The 22301-nt window shown below is 70.2% G+C and carries 18 protein-coding genes and 1 pseudogene; 11 read left to right on the top strand and 8 right to left on the bottom strand.

The window, feature by feature from the left end:
• The 4 genes from AB0K00_RS29380 to AB0K00_RS29365 are packed head-to-tail and all read right to left on the bottom strand — an operon-like array spanning nucleotide 1 to nucleotide 4015.
• Entirely contained in the window at nucleotides 1-1245 is a 1245-nt protein-coding gene (locus AB0K00_RS29380; RefSeq protein ID WP_363526439.1) for an FAD-dependent oxidoreductase, read from the bottom strand.
• Between the two features lie 39 nt (nucleotides 1246-1284).
• Nucleotides 1285-2538, bottom strand: a complete 1254-nt coding sequence (locus AB0K00_RS29375) for a deoxyguanosinetriphosphate triphosphohydrolase (RefSeq protein ID WP_363526436.1) — start codon at nucleotides 2536-2538, stop codon at nucleotides 1285-1287.
• The gene (locus AB0K00_RS29370; protein ID WP_363526434.1) at nucleotides 2535-3674 is read right to left on the bottom strand and encodes an AI-2E family transporter; all 1140 of its coding nucleotides are present in this window, start codon (nucleotides 3672-3674) and stop codon (nucleotides 2535-2537) included. The genes AB0K00_RS29375 and AB0K00_RS29370 overlap by 4 nt, the downstream gene beginning before the upstream one ends.
• Nucleotides 3671-4015: a VOC family protein gene (locus tag AB0K00_RS29365; protein ID WP_363526431.1), complete on the bottom strand. Its 345-nt coding sequence runs from the start codon at nucleotides 4013-4015 to the stop codon at nucleotides 3671-3673. The genes AB0K00_RS29370 and AB0K00_RS29365 overlap by 4 nt, the downstream gene beginning before the upstream one ends.
• A gap of 376 nt (nucleotides 4016-4391) precedes the next feature.
• Here AB0K00_RS29365 and AB0K00_RS29360 point away from each other — a divergent pair, with 376 nt between their 5' ends.
• The 4 genes from AB0K00_RS29360 (at nucleotide 4392) to AB0K00_RS29345 (ending at nucleotide 6694) form a co-directional block, all read left to right on the top strand.
• Nucleotides 4392-4745 (top strand): hypothetical protein, encoded by a 354-nt coding sequence (locus tag AB0K00_RS29360; protein WP_363526428.1) that lies wholly within the window; start codon nucleotides 4392-4394, stop codon nucleotides 4743-4745.
• On the top strand, nucleotides 4742-5734 hold the full coding sequence (locus AB0K00_RS29355) for a hypothetical protein (protein WP_363526425.1): 993 nt from the start codon (nucleotides 4742-4744) through the stop codon (nucleotides 5732-5734). The genes AB0K00_RS29360 and AB0K00_RS29355 overlap by 4 nt, the downstream gene beginning before the upstream one ends.
• A 64-nt stretch (nucleotides 5735-5798) precedes the next feature.
• Nucleotides 5799-6224 carry a roadblock/LC7 domain-containing protein gene (locus AB0K00_RS29350; protein WP_363526422.1) on the top strand — a complete coding sequence of 142 codons (426 nt, stop codon included), beginning with the start codon at nucleotides 5799-5801 and terminating at the stop codon, nucleotides 6222-6224.
• Between the two features lie 98 nt (nucleotides 6225-6322).
• Complete coding sequence (locus AB0K00_RS29345) at nucleotides 6323-6694, top strand: hypothetical protein (protein ID WP_363526419.1); 372 nt, start codon at nucleotides 6323-6325, stop codon at nucleotides 6692-6694.
• 23 nt (nucleotides 6695-6717) lie between these two features.
• Here the strand turns inward: AB0K00_RS29345 and ppdK are convergent, their stop codons facing one another.
• Nucleotides 6718-9378, bottom strand: a complete 2661-nt coding sequence (gene ppdK / locus AB0K00_RS29340) for a pyruvate, phosphate dikinase (protein ID WP_363526416.1) — start codon at nucleotides 9376-9378, stop codon at nucleotides 6718-6720.
• Nucleotides 9379-9708: 330 nt separating this feature from the next.
• Between ppdK and dusB the strand changes: the two genes are divergently transcribed.
• Nucleotides 9709-10836 (top strand): tRNA dihydrouridine synthase DusB, encoded by a 1128-nt coding sequence (dusB, locus tag AB0K00_RS29335; protein WP_363526413.1) that lies wholly within the window; start codon nucleotides 9709-9711, stop codon nucleotides 10834-10836.
• Between the two features lie 637 nt (nucleotides 10837-11473).
• Here the strand turns inward: dusB and AB0K00_RS29330 are convergent.
• Nucleotides 11474-11641, bottom strand: coding sequence for a hypothetical protein (locus AB0K00_RS29330; protein ID WP_363526411.1), 168 nt, complete (start codon nucleotides 11639-11641; stop codon nucleotides 11474-11476).
• 330 nt (nucleotides 11642-11971) lie between these two features.
• Between AB0K00_RS29330 and AB0K00_RS29325 the strand changes: the two genes are divergently transcribed.
• Nucleotides 11972-12535 (top strand): SMI1/KNR4 family protein, encoded by a 564-nt coding sequence (locus AB0K00_RS29325; protein ID WP_363526409.1) that lies wholly within the window; start codon nucleotides 11972-11974, stop codon nucleotides 12533-12535.
• An 87-nt stretch (nucleotides 12536-12622) separates the two neighbouring features.
• Nucleotides 12623-12844 (top strand): annotated as a pseudogene (locus AB0K00_RS29320) (tRNA-dihydrouridine synthase); the annotation flags it as partial.
• Nucleotides 12845-13262: 418 nt separating this feature from the next.
• Here AB0K00_RS29320 and budA read toward each other — a convergent pair.
• Both budA and alsS read right to left on the bottom strand, forming a co-directional pair.
• Nucleotides 13263-14072 (bottom strand): acetolactate decarboxylase, encoded by an 810-nt coding sequence (gene budA / locus AB0K00_RS29315; protein WP_363526407.1) that lies wholly within the window; start codon nucleotides 14070-14072, stop codon nucleotides 13263-13265.
• 58 nt (nucleotides 14073-14130) lie between these two features.
• The gene (gene alsS, locus AB0K00_RS29310; protein WP_363526404.1) at nucleotides 14131-15813 is read right to left on the bottom strand and encodes an acetolactate synthase AlsS; all 1683 of its coding nucleotides are present in this window, start codon (nucleotides 15811-15813) and stop codon (nucleotides 14131-14133) included.
• Between the two features lie 342 nt (nucleotides 15814-16155).
• Here alsS and AB0K00_RS29305 point away from each other — a divergent pair, with 342 nt between their 5' ends.
• From AB0K00_RS29305 to AB0K00_RS29290, 4 genes are all read left to right on the top strand, one after another.
• Nucleotides 16156-18084, top strand: coding sequence for a S8 family serine peptidase (locus AB0K00_RS29305; RefSeq protein WP_363526401.1), 1929 nt, complete (start codon nucleotides 16156-16158; stop codon nucleotides 18082-18084).
• A gap of 121 nt (nucleotides 18085-18205) precedes the next feature.
• A complete protein-coding gene (locus AB0K00_RS29300) occupies nucleotides 18206-19135 on the top strand; it encodes an NAD(P)H-binding protein (RefSeq protein WP_363526399.1) in 930 nt (309 codons plus the stop codon).
• A 532-nt stretch (nucleotides 19136-19667) separates the two neighbouring features.
• Complete coding sequence (locus AB0K00_RS29295; protein WP_363526396.1) at nucleotides 19668-20678, top strand: glycoside hydrolase family 5 protein; 1011 nt, start codon at nucleotides 19668-19670, stop codon at nucleotides 20676-20678.
• Nucleotides 20679-20826: 148 nt separating this feature from the next.
• The gene (locus AB0K00_RS29290) at nucleotides 20827-22272 is read left to right on the top strand and encodes a glycosyltransferase family 2 protein (protein ID WP_363526394.1); all 1446 of its coding nucleotides are present in this window, start codon (nucleotides 20827-20829) and stop codon (nucleotides 22270-22272) included.
• Nucleotides 22273-22301: the final 29 nt, after the last annotated feature.

The following is a 22301-nucleotide window of genomic DNA, read 5'->3' as shown; positions in this document are numbered from 1 at the left end:
TCAGCCGAGCAGCTCGCCCAGCGGCACCTTCGGGTCGGCGAGACGGTCGAGGTCCACCGCGGTGCCCTTCCAGCCGGCGCGGACGAGGGCCTGGATGTCGTCGGTGACGTCCCAGACGTTGACGTTCATGCCGGCCAGGACCCGCCCGTCCTTGACCCAGAAGGCGACGAACCCGTCCGCGACCGACGTGCCGCCCCGGAACACGACGCTGTCGTACTCGCCGGGTGCGGCGAAGCCGGAGTACTCCATGCCGAGGTCGAACTGGTCGGAGAAGAAGTACGGCACCCGGTCGTAGACGGCTTCGCCGAGCAGCGAGGCGGCGGCGACCTTGCCGCCGTTGAGGGCGTTCGCCCAGTGCTCCACCCGCACCCGCCGGCCCAGGCCCGGGTGGTCGAGGTTGACGACGTCGCCGGCGGCGTAGATGTCGGGGTCGGAGGTGCGCAGGGCCGCATCGACGAGGATGCCGTTGTCGACCCCCAGGCCGGCGTCGACGGCGAGCTCGGTGTTGGGCTGGATGCCGATGCCGATGACGGCCACGTCGGCGGGCAGCTCGGTGCCGTCGGCGAGCACGACGCCGGTCAGGGTGCCGTCGGTGCCGGTGAACCTGTCGACGGAGGCGCCGAAGCGGAACTGGACGCCGTTGGCGCGGTGCAGGTCGGCGAAGATCGTGGCGACCTCGTCGCCGAGGACGCTTTGCAGGGGCAGGTCGGCGAGCTCGACCACGGTGACGGTCGTGCCGTGCTTGCGGGCCGCGGCGGCGGTCTCCAGGCCGATCCAGCCGGCGCCGACGACGACCACGTGCGCGGCGGAGCGCAGGTGCGCGAGCAGCGCGTCGGACTCGTCGACGGTGCGCAGGTAGCGGACCCCGGTCAGGTCGGCGCCGGGCACGTCGAGGGTGCGCACCCGCGAGCCGGTGGTGAGCAGCAGCTTGTCATAGTGCAACTCGTCGACGCCGTCGAGGGTGACGGTGTGCGCGGCCGGGTCGACGTGGGTGACCCGGGTGGCGAGGCGCAGGTCGACGTCGTGCTCGGCGTACCACCCCTCCGGGTGGACGAACGCCTTCTCGCGGGCGTCCTCGTTGCCCTGCAGGTAACCCTTGGACAGCGGCGGGCGCTCATAGGGGCGCTCCGTCTCCTCACCGATCAGCACGATCCGGCCGGTGAAGCCCTCGGCGCGCAGCGTCTCCGCCGCCTTCGCCCCGGCGAGGCTCGCGCCCACGATCACAAATGTCCGCTCGTCAGCCATACGTCCAGCCTTCCCTACCGGTCCACGATCTGCCACCGGTCACACGCCGGCGGTGGCCGCCGGGTTCAACCGCTGGTGCCATGCCATGGCCGACAGGTCGGTGAGGCTGGCGACCTGGTCGATGACGACCCGCAGCCGGGCCGCGTCGTCGGGGGCGGCCCGCCACATCGGGGCGAAGACCACGTCCAGGCCGTCGGGAGCCCGGTCGGCGAGCGCCGCGACGAGTTCCCGCAGGATGGTGATCTCCTGCGCGTAGCGCTGCTTCGAGCCGGGGCGGCGCATCACGTACCGCAGCGCGATGCCTTTCAGCAGTGCGCACTGCGCCCGCACGGCCGGCGGGACGACGAGGCCGGCAGCATAGCGCCGCAGCGGCGCGTCGCCGTGGACGGCCCTGGTCGCCGACACGGCCGCCGCGGCGAAGCGTCCGGTGAGCACGCTCGTCACCCGTTTCAGGGCGACCTGGGCGGCGTGGCTGCCGTCGTAGTGGTCCAGCGGCGTCAGGACCGGGTCGGCGAGCAGGTCGAGCAGGACGGTCTCCAGGTCCGCGGCGCGTTCGGTGGAGTACGCGGCGGCGACGTCCTCGCACAGCGCGGCCCGCTCGTCGGCGTCGGTGCGCAGCGTGGCCAGGTGGACGTAGCCGCCGTGGATGCCGTCCTCGACGTCGTGCACGGAGTAGGCCACGTCGTCGGCCCAGTCCATGACCTGCGCCTCGAGGCAGCGGGCAGCATCGGTACGGCCGGCGCGCAGCCACCCGAAGACGGCGGCGTCGTCGGCGTACACGCCGAACTTGCGGTTACCGTCCCGGCGGGGCCACGGGTATTTCGACACCGCGTCCAGCGCGGCGCGGGTGAGGTTGAGCCCGGCGGAGGTGCCGTCCGGGGCGACGACCTTGGCCTCCAGGCGGGTCAGCACCCGCAGGGTCTGCGCGTTGCCCTCGAAGCCGCCGCACGCCTGCGCGACCGCGTCGAGCGCGTCCTCGCCGTTGTGCCCGAACGGCGGGTGGCCGAGGTCGTGGGCGAGCCCGGCGGTGTCGACCACGTCGGGGTCGCAGCCGAGGCGGGCGCCCATCTCCCGGCCGATCTGCGCGACCTCCAGGGAGTGGGTGAGGCGGGTGCGCAGGAACGCGTCGGCGCCGGCGGTGTGCACCTGGGTCTTGGCGGCGAGGCGGCGGAACCCGGCGGAGTGCAGCACCCGGGCCCGGTCGCGCTGAAACGGCCCGCGGCCGTTGTCCGCGGAGGTCGTGGTGCGATCCTTCTGCGGCTCGTGCACGAAGCGTTCCGCGTCCGGGTTCACGCCTCGAGCTTAGAGGTTTCCTCGGGTTCCCGATCTCGCGGCGGTGGAAGTGGGGACGGAATGGGCACCGGCGGCGCGGCGGGTGGGTCCCGGTCGGCGGGCGGCTCGTTGAGCGCCTCGACCATCGGGGTCATCAGGACCTTGATCGCGGCCACGACGGGGATCGCCATGAGCGCGCCGACCACGCCGAGGGTCGCGCCGCCGACGAGCGCGGCGAGCAGCACCGCGATCGCGGACAGGTCGACGGTGTTGCGCAGCACGCGCGGCGCGATCAGGTAGTTCTCCACCTGCTGGTACAGCAGGAAGAACAGCGCCACGACGATCGCGTTGGGCCACACGTCGCCGGTCACCAGCGCGACGACCGTGCAGCCGACCGCGCCGACGGTGGCGCCGATGAGCGGGATCAGGTCGGTGATCGCGACGAAGAAGGCGAGCGGCAGCGCGAACGGCACGTCCATCACGAACAGGCACGCGAACGACGACACCCCGGCGAACAGCGAGATGATCAGGTTGCCGATCATGTAGCCGCCGACCTTGTCCACCACGACGTTGATGGCCTGCGCGGCGCGGGGGCGGCCCTGCCTGGGCACCAGCCGCACGATGCCCCGCCGGATCCGGGGCAGGTCGGCCATGAAGTAGATGGTGAGGACGGTGACCAGCAGGACGTTGAGCACGGCGCTGAAGATGCCGGCGATGATGCCGAGCGCGCCGCCGCCGACCTTGCCCGGCAGGGTCTTCGCGTATTCGGTGAGCTTCTCGGTGAGCCCATAGCGGTCGGCGACCTCGCGGTAGGTCTGCGACCGTTCGGGCAGCTCCTGCAGGTATTGCGGGATGTTGCGCAACAGGTCGCCGCCCTGCCCGACCAGCGGCGGGACCATCGACCAGACGAACCCGACGAGGATCAGCACCGCGAGCACGACGATGACGGCGACCGCGACCGAGCGGCGCACCCCGCGGCGGATCAGCAGCCGGACGGCGGGGTCGAGGCTGACCGCGACGAAGACCGCGATGACGACCTGCACGAGGATCTGCCGGACGTTGTACAGGGCGAACGCGCCGGCCGCCACGGTCAGCAGGCCGAGACCGGTGGCGACGGCCCAGCGGTAGGCCTTGCCGAAGTCGGTCACGGGCGTCATCCGGGGGTTCGCAGGATGCAGAACTCGTTGCCCTCGGGGTCGGCGAGGACGAACCAGGGGGCGTCCTCGGGCTGGCCGACGTCGACGTGGCGGGCGCCCATGTTGACCAGGCGCTCGATCTCGGCGTCCAGGTCGTCGGGGCGCAGGTCGAGGTGGAGCCGGTTCTTGGCGTGCTTGGCGTCCGGGTGGCGCAGGAAGATCAGCCGCGGATGGCCGTCGCCGACCACGACCTCCCGCGCGGAGACGCTTTCGACCCGCTGGTCGAGCACTTCCGCCCACCACCGACCGAGCCGCTCAGGGTCGAGCGCATCGACGATCAAGGCATCCCACCGGCTCCCCATGCATACCTCCGTGGTCGGCGTGGGGACTCACCATACGCCGCGTCGTCGGGCGTCGCAGCCGCGCCGAAACGCGGGGACGTCACCCTAGCGCCTCTCCAACGACAGCGTGCCGTAAACGTGCATTTTGCAAAAAGCAATGACTGACCATCTTTCGGTTATCACCCGAATGCATGGAGTAGCTGATCAGGTGGCGCGGGGTAATTTGCCGGAAGCGCATCGTTACGGCCGCTCCCCCCGTCCTGGCCGTCATGTGCCACTCCACCGTGCCCACCCGCTGCCCGCTGGTGCCCGCCTTGCGCGCGCCCCTTGACCGCCTCTTGCCCGCCCGCGAACGGGAGACTCAGTGCCTGCTATCGATGACTGCCTGCGACGCGCCATGACGATTCGCGGCGCCATCGGGGCGAGTCTCATCGACTACACCACCGGGCAGTCACTGGGCATGCAAGGCGGGAAGGACTCGGTGGCGCCGCACGCGGACCCGACTGCGGCGGCGCTGGGCACGGCGAGCGTCATCCACGCCGCCATGCAGACCGCCGCGTACGCCCCGGCGGTGCCCGGCGACACGGTCGAGGACGTCATCATCAGCACGTCCGCGGCGTATCACCTGATCCGCCCGGTGCGGACCGGCTTCGACTCGCGCCTGGTCCTGTACGTGTGGCTCGACCGGACCGAGGGCAACCTGGCGATCGCCCGGCGCCGCATCCGCTCCCTCGCCGAAGACCTGACGTGAACAGCGTCGCGGGCACGACGGCGAAGGGCGCCCGGCAGCAGCCGAAGCTCGGCAAGGGCGTCACCCCGGTGAAGGCGCTCGGGCAGCTCGCCGCCCTCGGCGTGACCGGCGCGCTGACCGTCGTCGGCGAGCCGGGCGGCGTGATCTTCCTCCGCGACGGCCTGGTCAACGGGGTCGAGTCGCCGGCCGCGCCGAGCGTCGACCGGATCCTCACCGCCTGTGGCAAGGTCGAGGAGCGGGTGTGGGAGAGCATCCCGTCGCGGCCCGCCCGGGCCCTCGTCGAGGGCGGCCACGTCAGCGCCGCCGAGATCGAACTGTGCGCGGTCAACGCCCTGTACGACGCGGCGTACTTCGTGCTGTCCACGGAGCGGGCCGAGCTGCGCTTCGCCCCGGACATCGAGCACTGGCTCGGCGCCGACTGCACCGTGACGGCGGACCAGTTGTGCGACCACGTCGTGCGGCAGCGGCGCATCCTCGACGAGGTGCACCCCTCCGACGTCACTGACACCGCCCCGGTCAGGCCGGTTCTGCGACCGGGTCTCGACCGTGTCCTGGTGTCGGGGCTGCAGTGGGAGATCGTGCTGCACGCCGACGGCCGGCGCACCCCGCAGGAGCTGGCCGGCCTGCTGGGCTGCTCCGCGTACGCGGTGACCCTGGACGTGCGGCGGCTCGCGGCGGCGGGGCTGGTGGAGCCGCCGGTCACCCTGGAGCCGGCTGCTGCTTCCGCCGCGGCCGTGGGCTCCGCCGCTGCCCGGGTGGCCGTGGCCGAGCCCGCCGCGGCGGCGGCGTCGAACGGCGGCGCGGACCGCGAGGAGATCCTGCCGCGGCGGGTGCCGGGGACGTTCACGTTCGAGGACCCACCGTCCGGCACCCGGCGGCACCTGCCGGCGGGCGTCAGCGCCCTGGCCGTGCTGCCGGGCGCGATCGACAAGGCCCCCGACGACTCACTGCTCAAACGCATCCGCTCGGCGCTGCAGTCCCTGCGATGAGGCCAGCTCTTTCAGGAGACGGGCTCTTCAGGAGACGGGCTCTTCAGATGGAGGTGATACGGCAATGACCACCGATACGGAACTGCGCGGCGAGCTGCTCACTGAGCTGCACCGGCTGCGCCGGGCCGTGCCGGAGCTCACCGGCTGCCTGGTCGCCAGCACCGACGGCCTGCTCATCGTCGAGGACGCCGAGTCGGTGGTCGTCGAGGGTGTCGCCGCGCTGGCGGCGGCCTGCCTCGGCGTCAGCCAGCGCATCGCCGACAGCGCCGGCCACGAGGACTTCCAGGAGGTGTTGATCAGCAGTACGGGCGGCCACGTCGCCATGTACATGGCCGGCCACGGCGCCGTGCTGGTGCTGCTGGCCGGCGACGACGCGAACGTCGGACGGCTGCATCACGAGGCGCGGCGGGCGATTGCGGTGGTCTCGCGGGTCGTGGCCACCGCCGCGCTCACCTTCGCCCAGGCGCTGCCCGAGCCGGCCCGATGGTAGGCCGCAACGGTGGGGCGCACCGACGGCCCAGACGAACGAACGACCCGGCACCGAAACCCAGTGACACTCCCCCCATCACGAAGCTCACGGAGGTAGCCATGGCGGACATGGAAACGGCGCTCAAGGAACTCATGACCATCGACGGCGCGATCGGCGTCGCGCTGGTGGACTACAACAGCGGTATGGCGCTCGGCGTGCTCGGCGGTTCGAAGGACCTGGACCTCACCGTCGCGGCGGCCGGCAACACCGACGTGGTCCGCGCCAAGATGCGCACCATCGAGATGCTCAACCTCAAGGACGGCATCGAGGACATCCTGATCACGCTGAACAACCAGTACCACCTGATCAGGCCGGTCACCGGCCGCTCCGGCAAGGGACTGTTCCTCTACCTGGCGCTGCTGCGGTCCCGGGCCAACCTCGCGCTGGCCCGGCACCAGCTGTCCCGCATCGAGGACGAGCTCGACGTCTGACGGTCCCCGTCCAACCGACCTGTCTAACGGGTGTCGGAGGTCGACTGCTCGGTCACGGCCGCGCGGCCGGCCTCCAACCGTGCCACGGGCACGCGGAACGGTGAGCACGACACGTAGTCCAGGCCCACCTCGTGGAAGAAGTGCACCGACTCGGGGTCGCCGCCGTGCTCGCCGCAGACCCCGAAGTGCAGCTCGGGGCGGGCCGCCCGGCCCTCGTCGACGGCGATGCGCACCAGCCGGCCGACGCCGTCGCGGTCGATGGACTCGAACGGCGACACCCCGAAGATGCCGAGTTCCAGGTATCGCCAGAAGAACGCGCCCTCGACGTCGTCGCGGGAGAACCCCCAGCCCATCTGGGTCAGGTCGTTGGTCCCGAACGAGAAGAAGTCCGCGGCCTGGGCGATGTCACCCGCGGTCAGCGCCGCCCTGGGCACCTCGATCATCGTGCCGATCTTCACCTCGACGTCGTACTCGCCGATGATCTTCTCGGCCTCCGCGCGGATCGTCTCCAGCTCCTGCACCGCGCCGACGAGCGGCACCATGATCTCCGGGTGCGCGCCGTCGACCTGCGCCGCGGCCTCGACGATCGCCCGCACCTGCATCGCAAACAGCCCCGGGATGACCAGTCCGAGCCGCACCCCGCGCAGGCCGAGCATCGGATTTTCCTCGTGCATCCGGCGTACCGCGTCCAGAAGGTCCTTGTCGTGCCCTGGATCCTGGCCACGCTCCTCGGCGACGGCGACCTTGACCGCAAGGTCCTCCAGCGGCGGCAGGAACTCGTGCAGCGGCGGGTCGATCAGCCGCACGGTCACCGGCAGGTCCCGCATCTCGCGGAACAGGTCGATGAAGTCGGCCCGCTGCAATGGCAGCAGCTCCTGGAGCGCGGCGTCGCGGTCCTGCGGGGTGCGGGCCAGGATCAGCCGCTCGACGAGGGCCCGGCGCTCGCCGAGGAACATGTGCTCGGTCCGGCACAGCCCGATGCCCTGCGCCCCGAACCGGCGCGCCCGCGCGGCGTCCTCGCCCGTGTCGGCGTTGGTGCGCACCTTCAGCCTCCTGACGCCGTCGGCGTGGCTGAGGATCCGGTGCACCGCGCTGACCAGCGGGTCCGCCTCGGCGTCGAGGGTCCCTTCGAAGTACTGCACGACCGGCGACGGCTGGACCGGCACCTCCCCGAGGTAGATCCGCCCGGTGGTGCCGTCGACGGAGATGACGTCGCCCTCGGACACCACGTGACCGTCCACGGTGAACTGTCCCTTGTGGAGGTTGACGTCGAGGTCGTCGGCGCCGCACACGCACGTCTTGCCCATGCCGCGGGCGACCACGGCCGCGTGCGAGGTCTTGCCGCCGCGGCTGGTCAGGATGCCCTGCGCCGCGATCATGCCGGGCAGGTCGTCGGGGTTGGTCTCCCGGCGCACCAGGATGACCTGCTCACCTTCCTTGGCCATGGCCACCGCGTGTTTGGCGTCGAACACTGCCTTGCCGACCGCCGCGCCCGGCGACGCGCCGACCCCGCGGGTCAGCTGCTCCGGGTCGGTGGAAAGGTCGAACGTCGGGAACATCAGCTGCGCCAGCTGCGCGCCGTTGACCCGCCGCAGCGCCTCGTCCATGTCGATGACGCCCTCGTCGACGAGGTGCGTGGCGATGACGAACGCCGCCGCCGCGGTCCGCTTGCCGACCCGCGTCTGCAGCATCCACAGCTTGCCGCGCTCGATGGTGAACTCGATGTCGCACAGGTCCCGGTAGTGCTCCTCGAGCTTCGCCATGATGGCCATCAGCTCGTCGTAGCTGTGCCGGTCCTTGTCCCGCAGCCCTTCGAGCGGCGTGGTGTTGCGGATGCCGGCCACCACGTCCTCGCCCTGGGCGTTGGCGAGGTAGTCGCCGTAGACGCCGGGCTCCCCCGTCGCCGGGTCGCGGGTGAACGCCACGCCCGTGCCCGAGTCGGCGCCCAGGTTGCCGAAGACCATCGCCACCACGTTGACGGCCGTGCCGAGGTCGGTGGGGATGCGCTCCTGCCGGCGGTAGAGCACGGCCCGGTCGGCGAGCCAGGAGCTGAAGACGGCGTTGACGGCGAGGTCGAGCTGCTCACGCGGGTCCTGTGGGAAGTCACGGCCGGTGTGCGCGCGGAAGATCTCCTTGTACTTGTTCACGAGCGCTTTGAGCGCCGCCGCGTCGAGGCCCAGGTCGTCCTTCGTCCCCGCGGCGTGCTTCGCGTCGTCGAGCGCATGCTCGAACTCCTCGCCGGGCACCTCGCACACGGTCTTGCCGAACATCTGGATCAGCCGGCGGTAGGAGTCCCACGCGAACCGCTCGTCGCCACCGGCCTGCGCGGCGAGACCGTCGACGCTGTGGTCGGTGAGCCCGACGTTGAGCACCGTCTCCATCATGCCGGGCATCGAGAACTTCGCCCCCGACCGGACCGAGACGAGCAGCGGGTCGCGCCGGTCGCCGAGCTTGCGGCCCATCCTGGCCTCGAGCGCGGCGAGGTGCTCGCCGACCTGCCGGTCCATGCCGTCGGGCAGGCGGCCGGTCTTGAGGTACACGCGGCAGGCGTCGGTGGTGATGGTGAACCCGGGCGGCACCGGCAGGCCAAGGTTGGTCATCTCGGCGAGGTTGGCTCCCTTGCCGCCGAGAAGGTCCTTGAGATCCCGGTTGCCCTCTTCGAAGTCGTAGACGAACTTCTCCACTGACGCCTCCACTACCCATACTGGTGCGGGCTAAGCCATCGTTAGGGTTCCCGTGTGCGGCACACCGTAAAGCTGTGTTCCGCGCTTTGGCACCGCCTTATGACAAGTCGCACAAGGAACGGCACAAGGCGCTCTTACGGGTGCATTTGGGAGCGCTCCACCAAGCAACTTCGCGCATCGTTCCGTTTCATGTCCGTTTTACGGCTTCTTGTATTCCCGCACTTCGGGATGCGTACACCTGCGTTTTCTTCGCGGTTTTCACGCATCACTGAGCATCATTTCTGCGCGGTGCCATCCACCCCCGGAAGTGCTTTTGTGCCTCCACATGGCATGCTCGGAGGCGTGACCCTGAAGCTCGGCCCCTACGTCGTCGACCCGCCCGTCGTGCTCGCCCCGATGGCCGGCATCACGAACGTGGCGTACCGCCAGCTGTGCCGCGAACAGGGCGCCGGCCTCTACGTCTGCGAGATGATCACGACCCGCGCCCTGGTCGAACGCAACCCGAAGACCCTGAGCATGATCCAGTTCGGCGCCGCCGAGAAGCCGCGGAGCCTGCAGCTGTACGGCGTGGACCCGGCCACCATCCGCAAGGCCGTCGAAATGGTCGTCGAGCAGGACCTCGCGGACCACATCGACATGAACTTCGGCTGCTCCGTGCCGAAGGTGACCCGCCGCGGCGGCGGCTCCGCCCTGCCGTGGAAGCGTCGCCTGTTCCGCGAGATCGTGACCTCTGCGGTCGAGGGCGCACAGGGCCTGCCGGTCACCATCAAGATGCGCATCGGCATCGACGACGAACACCAGACGATGCTCGACGCGGGCCGCATCGCCCAGGACGCCGGCGTGGCCTGGGTGGCACTGCACGCCCGCACCGCCGCCCAACGCTATTCGGGCACCGCCTCGTGGGACGCGATCGCCGCACTGAAGTCATCGCTGGACATTCCCGTCCTCGGCAACGGCGACATCTGGGAAGCCGAAGACGCCCTGCGCATGATGTCCCAGACAGGCTGCGACGGCGTGGTCATCGGCCGCGGCTGCCTCGGCCGTCCCTGGCTCTTCGCCGACCTGGCCGCCGCCTTCGCCGGCCGCACCGACCGCGCCTTCCCGACGCAGGGCGAGGTCGCCGCCCTCATGCTCCGCCACGCGACACTGCTGGTCGAGTGGTGGGGCCGGGAGAAGGAAGGCGTGACGGACTTCCGCAAACACGTCGCCTGGTACCTGAAGGGCTTCCCCGCCGGCGGCGAACTCCGCGCCGCCATGGCCACCTCATCGTCCCTGGCCGAACTCGCCGCCCTGCTGTCCCAACTCGACCCCGACGTGCCCTTCCCGCGCGAGATCCTCGGCCAGCCCCGCGGCCGCACCGGCACCCCCGCGAAGGTGATCCTCCCCCAGGACTGGCTCGCCGACCGCGACGACGACACCATCCCCGAAGGCGCCGAACTCGACGACAGCGGCGGCTGACCGCGGGCTCGCTGGTCGACCTCACCCGTCACGCACTTCGACACACCGTCGCACCGCGCCGCGGACGGCGGCAGAACCACTACTCCGCCTGCCACGTGTTCCGGCTCACCGTCGCCTACCAGCACTGCAACCCCACCTGCGGCCCCCCGGTCGGCGGCACAACGGCCCGGACGGTGATCATCGGACGCGGCCTGCACACCGCCCGCAACCTTGACTGGGACATCTACTTCGACGACTGGACCCCGTGGGGAGAGTCGCACGAGGAAACGCTGCTCAACGTGGGCGTCAAATGCACCAGCTTCGTCGGTGAGAACACGAGCTGCGGCAGCGACCGGCCGAACGGCGACACCAAAAAGATCGCGGGGTGGAAGCAGATCAACCACTACCTGCAGCACGACTCGCCGGTGACCCTGAGTCCGAAGCCGTCGGACCCCGAAGCGATCCGCAACGAGATGCGCGGCCACTTCCAGTACATCCCGACGTTCGTCACCCCGGTGAACGGCGACCGGTACACCACCAAGGGCACCATCGGCCGGTGCGACAACGCCACCTACATCACCGGCGCCGGCTGCATGTTCACCGGCACGGCAGGCATCTACCAGCTCGACTACAACGACCCCATCTACAGCCAGTCCTCTCAGTTCATCTGGCGGGCCCAGCGCCAGATCACCCAGACGAAGCCGGGAACCCCCGGTACGTACGTGCCGGGCGGATACTTCGCACAGCCGATCACCGGGTACTTCGAGCCGTTGACCCGCAACAAGCACGGGGTGGTGAACCGCACCGAGATCCAAAACACCTGCATCGCGAACTGGGGACCCAACTACACCGACCCCGCCACGCCGGGCGGTGAGCGGCGAGAATGCGACGAATACCCGTTCTCCTCCACGTACCAGAGCGGCTTCTACTGGCGGCAGGCACAGAACAGCGGCAACGCCTCGGCCCGTAGCTACGCCGTCGAAGTCATCGACAGGTCCCACAACAACGCTGCGGGCGGGACACGGCTGGCGCTGTTCTACGAGTACGACCACATCCTCGACAGGACCCATTCTTCGTCGAGATCATCAACGGGCCACCGGTCTGATGTCATAGCCTGGGTGGCGCCCGAACGGGCGCCACCCAGCCAGGAGGCAGCATGTCCATCACCATCGCGCTGGTGGGACTCGAACGCTGGCTACGGGCGCACACCCCGGCGACCGCCGCGACGCTCGCTCCCGCCACGACACTCGACCGGCTCGACGCCGCCGCCTCGACGTTCGGCCGCCCGCTGCCCGCCGACGTGCAGCGGCTCTACCTCTGGCACGACGGCACCGTCGCGGCCCTGGACCGGTTCGAGATCCACCCGTCCCACTACTTCCTCCCGCTGGCCGTCGCCGTCGACGACTGGGCGTTTCTCAACCGCGTCGAGGCCGACCGGCTCGCCGAAGACCCCGACTACCGCTACTGGCAGCCCCACTGGTTCCCGATCGCATCCGACGGCGGCGGCGATCACGTCATGGTGGAGACGGCTGGCCAGCACCGCGGTCGCGTGTTCGTCAGGTCCTCGGAGAACGGCCCCGAACCCGAGCGGGGCTGGCCGTCACTCGACGCCTGGGCTGACAACCTCATGGATGCCCTCACCACCGACGCCCTCTTCGCCGGCCGCTGGCGACGGGTGCCGAACAGCCCGGCGCTGCAGTGGAACTATGCGGGCGACTAAGCGGCAGGACGCCGCATACCGGCGCCGCCTTCATTTGGCTGAATCGAAGCAACTCCGACCACACGCTCGCCCGGATGCACACAACGTAGTCGCCATATCGCAAACTTCGGCTGCTCCGTGCCGAAGGTGACCCGCCGCGGCGGCGGCTCCGCCCTGCCGTGGAAGCGCCGCCTGTTCCGCGAGATCGTGACCTCTGCGGTCGAGGGCGCCCAGGGCCTGCCGGTCACCATCAAGATGCGCATCGGCATCGACGACGAACACCAGACGATGCTCGATGCGGGCCGCATCGACCAGGACGCCGGCGTGGCTCGCCGACCGCGACGACGACACCATCCCCGAAGGCGCCGAACTCGACGACAGCGGCGGCTGACCTCAAAGAACTACGACCTGCGAGCGCCAGCACAACCGAAGTTCGAGGCGGTTGCCGAAGCTGGCGGGCTCAATCACTCCGCCATGATCCCGGCCCGGCGATGGGCACGAGACTGCGCGATCAGCTCTTTCGCGTCAGCAGCAATGCACCTTTGCTCGGCGTTGGTGAAGCCGAGCTCGTCCCGCATTTCTTCCCAGGATATCGCCTGTGGGTCCTCAAGGTGATCGACCACAATTCACCTTACGAACTGTAATCACCAAACCGCAAGGATGCGCATCGGCATCGACGACCACCACCAGACCATGCGCGACGCAGGCCGCAGGGGTGGGTGACGGGGCGGGCTTCGGCGGCCTTGTCTCATCCGCCTTCGGTCTGGTGGATGCGTTCCGAGATGTTGGTGGACGTGAGATTGGCGTTCAGGAACGGGGCTGACGTCGGCAGGCTCAGGTGCAGGTCGGTGAAGGTGCTGATCTGCATCGTGCCGGCGGTCAGCCGGAAGTCCAGGGCGTGGCCGCCGTGGGTCCGGGTGTCGTCGACGAAGTGCAGGTGATAGCCGGCGACCGCGACGCCCTGCTCGTAGGCGGGCATCCGGAATCCGGCCAGGGTCCCGGTCACGTCGTTGAAGTTGGTCTCCGCCTGCCCTGCGGTCGCCTCGGTCAGCGGCGGGTAGGGGACGGTCTGCTTCCGGACGGTGCGGGTCCGGACCGTGCTGAACGTTCCGGTGATCCGGATTCCGTAGATGAGGTTCTCGCTGCGGATGTTCGTGTCGAGGATCGCGGTTGCTTCGGCCCTGGTCGCGGGTGCGGTGACCGGGACCGTGGTGTCGGGCGAGAAGTAGGCGACGGCGGCGAAGGGTGTCATGTCGGTGGTGGCGGCGACCTCGACGCTGCCGTCCGCCCGCAGGTGGTGGCAGACGCCGTCGAGGATGACCATTTCGCCGTCGAGCTGGTTGAACGTGCCCAGGCCGAAGTCGCCGTGGGTCAGCAGGTCGCCGATCGTCACGTCGCCGTCGTAGATGCCGTCCAGCAACGCGGCCATGGTTGAGGACTGATAGACCTGCCTGGCCCGGCCGGCGTCGTGCTGGCCGCCCACGCCACCGAAACGGTGCGCGAGCACGGTCCTGGCCCAGCCGCGGAACCCGTCCTCGGCGTGCCGTGTCTCGGCCAACGTCGCTCTCCTCACGCTCGAGCGCGGCCACTCGAAGGGATCCGCGGCTATTCGGCGGCTACTCGAAGGGATCCTCGTGCAGTTCGGTGGCGAGGCTGGTGTTGTGGCTGTAGTCGACCGGTACGTCGACGATCGACGGGCCGTCCTCGGCCAGTGCCTGGCGCAGTGCGGTGGTGAACTCCTGCTCGGTGGTGACGCGGTAGCCGTGGGCGCCGAACGCGCCGGCGTACTTGACGATGTCGTAGTCGCCGAGTGCGACGCCGGACCTGCGGCCGTACTTCAGCTCCTCCTGGAAGCCGACCATGTCGTAGCTGTTGTCCCGCATGATCACGTGGGTGAACGTCAGGCCGAGCCGCGTGGCGGTCTCCAGCTCCTGTGCGGAGAACAGGAAGCCTCCGTCGCCCGAGACCGACACGACCTGGGTGCCGGGGCGCACCATGCTCGCGGCCATGGCCCATGGCATGCCGACGCCGAGGGTCTGCTGGCCGTTGGAGAACAGCAGGTGCCGCGGCTCGTACACCCGGAAATGCCGGGCCATGTAGATGTAGTTGGAGCCGACGTCGCACGCCACCGTCGCGTTGTCGTCGAGCAGCTCCCGCAATCGCAGCACGAGCGCCGCGGGGTTGAGACCGCGGGGCGTGTCCACTCCCCCCTGGACGGCGTCGTCGTCGATCGCGCGCAGCGCCCGCCGCTGGCCTGCGATCTCGGTCTTGAACGCGTCGGCCACCTGCATCCCGGACAGCGACTTCGCCATGTCGGTGAGCGTGGCCGCCACGTCGCCGCGCAGCTCGACCGCCGGCTGGTAGCAGGTGTCGATGACCGCGGGCACCGAGTCGACGTGGACGATCGGACGGTCGGTGCCGGCGTTCCACAGCGCCGGGTCGTACTCCACCTGGTCGAATCCGACGGTGATCAGCACGTCCGCGCGGGCCAGGACCACGTCGCCCGGCTGGTTGCGGAACAGCCCGACCCGGCCGACGTAGTGGTCCTCCAGATCGTGTGAGACCACGCCCGCGCCCTGGAAGGTCTCGATCACCGGGAGCGCGGTGTCGCTGACCAGCCTGCGGATCGCGGCGCAACTGTCCGGGTCGGCGCCGCGCGCCCCGACCAGCAGTGCCGGCCGCTGCGCGCCGCGGATGATCTGCAGCGCACGCTGGACCTCCTGGTGCGGCGCGGGGCCCAACGTCGCCGGTGGCAGCGCCTTGACGGGGCCGGTGGAGGTCGTCTCGGCGAGCACGTCCATCGGCAGGACGACCGCTGACGACCCGCACGGTGCCGTGGCGGCCGCGCGGAACGCGTTGACCACCGTCTCCAGGACGTCGTCCGGGTGATCGACCTCGCCGGTGAACTTCGTGACGGTCTTGAGCAGGCCGGCGGCGTCCATCGACTGGTGCGTGCGTTTGAGCCGGTCCGCGCGGTTCACGGCGCCGCACAACGCGACCACCGGGTCCTGCTCGGTATTGGCGGTCACCAGGCCGGTCGTCAGGTTGGCGGTGCCGGGTCCGGACGTCACCAGCACCACGCCCGGCACGCCGGTCAGCCGGCCCACCGCGGCCGCCATGAACGCCGCGTTCTGCTCGTGCCGGCACACGACCACCTGGAGACCCGAGTCCGTCAACGCGTCGTAGACGGCGTCGATCTTCGCGCCCGGAACGCCGAAGACGTGCCGCACCCCCGCCGCCCGAATGGCCTCCACCACCCGGTCGGCACTGCGGACCGGCGCCTGTGCTGTCGCACCCATCAGTTGCCCCCATCCAGCTGTGCGGCACATGCTCACGACCTCGCGGACTGCTGCACTGCTTACGCTCACACCGTTCGGGGTGACGGTGCACGCACCCGTCGCAGGACGCGACGGATGATCGCGAGCAACCGAGCCCCCTGGCCCGTCGAGTGGCCGCCGGGGTCGTGTCAGCCAGCTAGGGGGATGGGCGCGCGTGCCGGCTGACAGCAGGCCGGAATCTCTGTCGGGCGTTCGGAGCGTTCTTGCCGCGGGGCAATGACTTGTAGCGGGCGGTACCGCATCGTGGTGTTTCAGATGCAAAGAGTAAGCGTGCTGTTGTTGCCCACGGACGGGGAGACGCGGATGGGGAAGTCGAGAACGGGCCGGGCCAGGCTGCGCATTGGCGCATCGGGCCTGGCCGTGGCGACGTCACTGGGATTGTTGGGGGTGGCCGGCCCGGCCGGCGCCGCGATCAGCCCGGAGGCCGGCGGTGGCAGCGCCAGGCTGGGTGGCGGCTGGTCGGCCGACGAGTGGCCCGCCACGGCCGGTACCACGCTGCGCAGCGTGCGGTCGATCGTCAAGGCGGACACCGGGCCGGCGGCGTCGCTGACCGGGCAAGGGGTCGGCATCGCCCTGATCGACACGGGGGTGGCGCCGGTCGCCGGGTTGCCGCCGGCGCAGCTGGTCAACGGCCCGGACCTGTCGTTCGAGTCGCAGTCGGCGCAGCTGCGCTATCTGGACACGTTCGGGCACGGCACGCACATGGCCGGGATCATGGTCGGCAACGACACCGCGACCGGCACCGTCGGGTTGTCACCGAAGGCGAAGCTGACCTCGGTGAAGGTCGGCACCGCCAACGGCGCGAACGACGTGACCCAGATGATCGCCGCGATCGACTGGGTGGTGCAGAATCGCAACCACGACCCGGCCAGCCCGATCCGGGTGCTCAACCTGTCGTACGGCTCCAGCGGCATGTCGGCCTCCACGATCGACCCGCTGATGTTCGCCGTCGAGCAGGCGTGGCAGGCCGGCATCGTGGTCGTCGTCGCCGCCGGCAACGACGGCAACGGCACCACCGTGCTGACCAACCCGGCAATGGACCCGTTCGTGATCGCGGTGGGCGCCTCGACCACGAACCAGACGATCGCGACCACCGACGACGACCTGGCCACGTTCAGCAACAACTCCAACGCGGCCCGCAAGGTGGACATCCTTGCGCCCGGCACGTCGATCGTGTCGCTGCGCGACGTGGGCTCCAACATCGACGAGCAGTACCCGTCGGCGCGGGTCGGCGAGACCGGGTTCAAGGGCTCCGGCACGTCACAGGCCGCGGCGGTGACCTCCGCGGCGGCGGCGTTGCTGCTGCAGCAGCGCCCGTCGCTGACTCCCGACCAGGTGAAGAAGCTGCTGATCTCCGGGGCGACCGCGCTGACGACCGGCACCGCGGGGCAGAAGGGGCTCAAGGAGCTCAACGTGGCCGCGTCGGTCGCCCTGGGTACCCCCGGCACGTCGCAGACCTTCGGCAAGGGCACCGGAACGGGCTCGGTGGAGACCGTCCGCGGCGGCAACCACCTCACCCTCAACGGCGTCGAGCTCAACGGCGAGCGGACCATCTTCGGCCCGTTCGCCGTCGGTGCCTGGGCCGGCCAGGCGGCGGCCAAGACCTCGTGGAACGGCGGGGTCTGGATGGGGTACCGGATGGCCGGTGACACCTGGACCGGTGCCGGCGGGACCGGCGGCACCGGGCAGATCTCCGGATACGGCGGCAAATGCGTCGACGTGGCGGCCAGCGGGACCTCGAACGGCACCCGGATCCAGCTGTACGACTGCAACAACACCAACGCGCAGTACTGGGTGCTCGCCGCCGACGGCACCGCCCGCGCCATGGGCAAGTGCATGGACGTGGTCAACGGCGCCAAGACCAACGGCTCGAAGGTGCACCTCTGGGACTGCGCCGGCTTCGCCAGCCAGCAATGGCAGGTCAACAGCGCCCGGCAGCTGGTGAACATCGCGTCGGGCAAGTGCCTCGACGTCGACAACTGGGGCACCGCCAACGGTCTGCAGCTGCAGATCTGGGACTGCGTGCCGCAGGACAACCAGCGGTGGGTCCCGCCGTACACGTCGCGGACCTGGGCCGCGGCGACCTGGCCCGGGTCACCGTGGACGGGCAGCGGCACGTGGAACGACATGGCCCTGAACGACCGCTACTGGACCGGTCATTACTGGTCCGGTCACTACTGGTCCGGCCACTACTGGTCCGCGGACGACTGGTCGACCACCAGCTGGTCGTAGGTAGGAGTAAGGAAGGGGTACCCGGGCCGCCGGGTACCCCTTCCTGCTCACGTGACAACGACGATGACGTCCCCCGGGCCGGGTGTCGCCGGCCGCGCTGAACGCGCTGAGCATTGTGAACATGACAACATCCGCGGCCGGGCGCGCGACGCCCGTGCTCGTCACCGGTGCGGCGGGCGGGGTGGGGTCCGTCGGCAGGACCGTGGTGGAGCTGCTGCGACGGCAGGGCGTGCCGGTCCGCGCGCTTGTGCACCACGAGGACGAACGGGCCGATGGGCTGCGGGCCGTCGGGGCCGAGGTCGTGGCCGGGGATCTCACCGAGGCGGGCGACGTCGTGCGCGCGCTCGCCGGGTGCCGGCGCATGTACTTCGGCATGAGCGTGTCGCCGCAGTACCTGCAGGCAACTGTCACCGTGGCGGCCGTGGCCCGGGCGCAGGGCGACCTTGAGGCGCTGGTCAACATGTCGCAGATGACCGTCTCGCAGATGACGCTGACCAGCACGACCGAGTCGAAGCAGCAGCGCCTGCACTGGCTCGCCGAGCAGACGCTCGACTGGTCGGGGCTTCCGGTCGTGTACCTGCGGCCGACGGTCTTCCTCGACAACCCGCTGTTCACGACGATCGCCGCCGGGTCGATCGCGAGCAGCGGCGCGATCCGGTTGCCGTTCGGCTCGGGGCGCACCGCACCGGTCGCGGCGGATGATGTCGCCCAGGTGGTTGCCACGGTGCTGGCCGACCCGGCGCCGCACATCGGAAAGGTCTACGAGCTGACCGGCCCCCGGTCGCAGGACATGACGGGGATGGCGGCGGAGTTCTCGGCCGCGCTCGGCCGGCCGGTCACCTACGTCGACGTGCCGCTGCGGCAGTGGATCGACGAGAAGCTGACCCCGCTCGGCCTGCCGCAGCACCTGCAGGACCACCTCGTCACCATGGCGCGGCTGCATCACGAGAACCGCTACGACCGGCTCACCCACGACGTCGAGGTGGTCACCGGCCGACCGGCGACCAGCGTCCAGGACTTCGTCGCCGCGCGAGCCGCGCACACCCAGTAGCACCCCGACAGCACGCCCGACGCGTCGCCGCGATCCGGCCGACCGGCATACCGCCGGTCGGCCGCGTGCGTTCGCGCATCATTCCGCGCGTCGCGGAGCACCCGACATTCCGCGCGGTCGCGAAGCACCCGACATTCCGCGCGGTCGCGGAGCACCCGACTTTCCGCGCGTCGCGGATCACCCGAACCCCCTCGGCGAGCAGGCCGGCCGCGCCCCGGCCGATGGTCCTGACGCTCACCCTCCCGCTCCGCTGAACAGTCGCTGAACGCCGGCTGGCCGTCGGCGAGGCGGTGCGTATCCGGCGTATTCGGGTGGCTTTGCGGGTGATTGGCCGGGTCGTACACTCGACGGCATTTGCCGGATCCCAGGTGTCCACCGGGATTCGAGGTGGACACCGGATGGCACCGGCCCGCACCTTCCGGGGTGCGGCGCCACCGGCTTCCCTGCCTGACCCAGCGCCGCCGGGCGTACCTGCCCGGCGGTGTGGGGTCACCCGTGCCCGTCCGGGATCGGACCCGAGCCTAGGGAGATCATGAGAAGGTCAGCCGTTATCGTCGGAGTGGTGTGCGCCGCACTCATCGCGTTCGGATTCGCCGCCGGACGGCAGAGCAGGTCGACGCAGTCCCTGCGGAGCGGGGGCGGCCTGCATGTCAGCGGCGGGACCATCGTCGAGGGCAATGGAGCCGCCTTTGTCATGCGGGGGGTCAGCCACTCGTACGCCTGGCACAAGGACCAGCAGCAGTCGTTCGCCGACATCAAACGGCTGGGTGCCAACACCGTGCGGGTGGTGCTGACGGCCGACGTCGGGGCGGACGAGGTGTCCGACGTCATCTCGACGTGCAAGCAGCACCGGCTGATCTGCGTCCTGGAGCACCACGGCACCACCGGATACGGCGACGACGCCGCCTCCGTCACGCTGGACGCGGCCGCGGACTACTGGGCCGGGCTGCGGCAGGTGCTCGCCGGCCAGGAGGACTACGTCGTCATCAACGTCGGCAACGAGCCGTACGGCAACACCGGCACCGCCGGCTGGACCGGTGCGACGACCGCCGCGGTCGCGAAGCTGCGCCGCGCCGGCCTGAAGCACCTCATCATGGTCGACGGGCCCAACTGGGGGCAGGACTGGTCGGGCATCATGCGCGACAACGCCCCGTCGGTGTTCGGCAGCGACCCGCTGCGCAACACCGTGTTCTCGGTCCACATGTACGGCGTGTACGGCACCGCCGCCAAGGTCACCGACTACTACGACGCCTTCCGCAACGCCGGGTTGCCGCTGGTGGTCGGTGAGTTCGGGTGGAAGCACTCCGACGGTGCCGTGGACGCCGACACCATCATGAACGAGGCGCAGGCCCGCGGAATCGGATACCTGGGCTGGTCGTGGAGCGGCAACAGCGGCGGCGTCGAGTACCTCGACATGGCCGCCGGCTTCGACGCCGGCCAGCTGACCGAATGGGGCCGGCGCATCTTCGACGGCGCCAACGGCATCCGGGCGACCGCCAAGGAGGCCACCGTCTACGGCAGCGGGGCGGCAGCTGCCAGATAGGCCAGATAGATCGGACAGTCCCGGCACGGTACGCCGGTACTAGCCCGAAGGTACGGCGCTTCCGCACCATCACCCGAACCGATCTCGAACTTGTCCACGGGTAGTCACTCATCGCCCCGCGGCTGGCGGGCACGGAGGGAGAACTGACGTGGGAAGACCGGAGACAACGCCCCGCCCGGGGCAGGCGGGCGAGCTGCACCGCAGGCTCGCCCGCTGGAGGCCGGCGTACCGACCGCTGATTCTCGCCTACCTGGTCATTATGGCGAGTGACTTCTGGTTTGCCGGGCCGATCGCCGGGATGCTCGGCTGGCCGCTGACGGTGATGTGGACGTGGCCGATCTTCACCACGCTCACCGGCATCATCGGCATCCGGCGGACCCGTAAGGCGCTGCGCACGTCGGCGGCCCGATGGTCCGGCCAAGGGCTGACGACCAGCGACAGCTTCCTGATCGTCGTCGTCCCCACCATCGGGCGGCACGACACCTACCCGGCGCTCGAGCGCTCCGTGCTGTCCTTCACCACCTTCCTCCCCCGCTGCTTCCCGCGGCTCAGAATCGACATCGTCATCGACGAGGGCTGCGAGGCGACGGGCCGGATCGCCCAACTGGCCGCGGGAAGCGCGCTGATACGGCTGGTCACCGTGCCGGCGGGGTACCGCACCGCCAACGGCACGCGGTTCAAGGCACGCGCCACCCACTACTCGCACGAGCTGCGCATCCACGAGCACGAGAACCAGGACGACGCGTGGGTGCTGCACATGGACGACGACACCGGCGTGGGTCCCGACACCGCGCTGGCCGTTGCCCGGTTCATCGAGGAGCAGGCCCAGGCCGGTCGCGACGCCAAGCATCTGGCCCAGGGCATCCTGACGTATCCGCGCGAGTACGCCGTCAACTGGCTCACCTGGCTCGCGGACTCGGCCCGGCCGGCGGAGGACGTGGGGCGTTTCTCCGCCTGGACCGGCAGCGGCACGCCGCGCGCGGGCGTCCACGGTGAGCTGCTGCTGGTGCGGGCCTCGATCGAGGCGACGATCGGCTGGGACTTCGGGCCGCGCAGCATCGTCGAGGACGCCCAGTTCGCGCTGATCTTCAGCGCCCGCTACGAGGGTCGCAGCGGCTGGTTCGGGGGCCGCTGCTACGGCGCGTCGCCGGCCAGCCTCCGCGACTTCTTCCGGCAACGTGAACGCTGGTCCTGGGGGCTGGCAGGGCTGGTGTTCAACCCGTCGCTGCAGCTGCGCAACCGGCTGCTGCTCGGATATTCGGTGATGTCCTGGGTGGTCGGCCCGATCCAGAACGTCGGCGTGGTCATGCTCATCGGGGTGCTCATCGCCGATCCCAACACCTCGCCGGTGACGCTGCTCGTCATCCCGCTCTGGGCGCTGAACATGGCGTACGTGATCTGGATGTACTGGGAGGGCCTGCGGGTCAACGCCGAGGTGTCCGCCGACGGCCGGCGCAAGTGGTGGGAGTCCCTGGCGGTGATCCTGCTGATCCCGATCTTCGGGCTGATGGAGAGCATCCCGGGGCTGCGCGGGTTCCTGAAGTTCGCCCGGCACGCCGAGAACAAGTTCCTGGTCATCGCGAAGCCGTCATGACCCGGCCCGGGGGGCGATCCCCCGGGCCG

The sequence above is a fragment of the Dactylosporangium sp. NPDC049525 genome (assembly GCF_040676755.1).
In the GTDB taxonomy this organism is placed as follows: Bacteria; Actinomycetota; Actinomycetes; order Mycobacteriales; family Micromonosporaceae; genus Dactylosporangium.
This window is presented reverse-complemented; position numbering and strand designations above follow the sequence as displayed.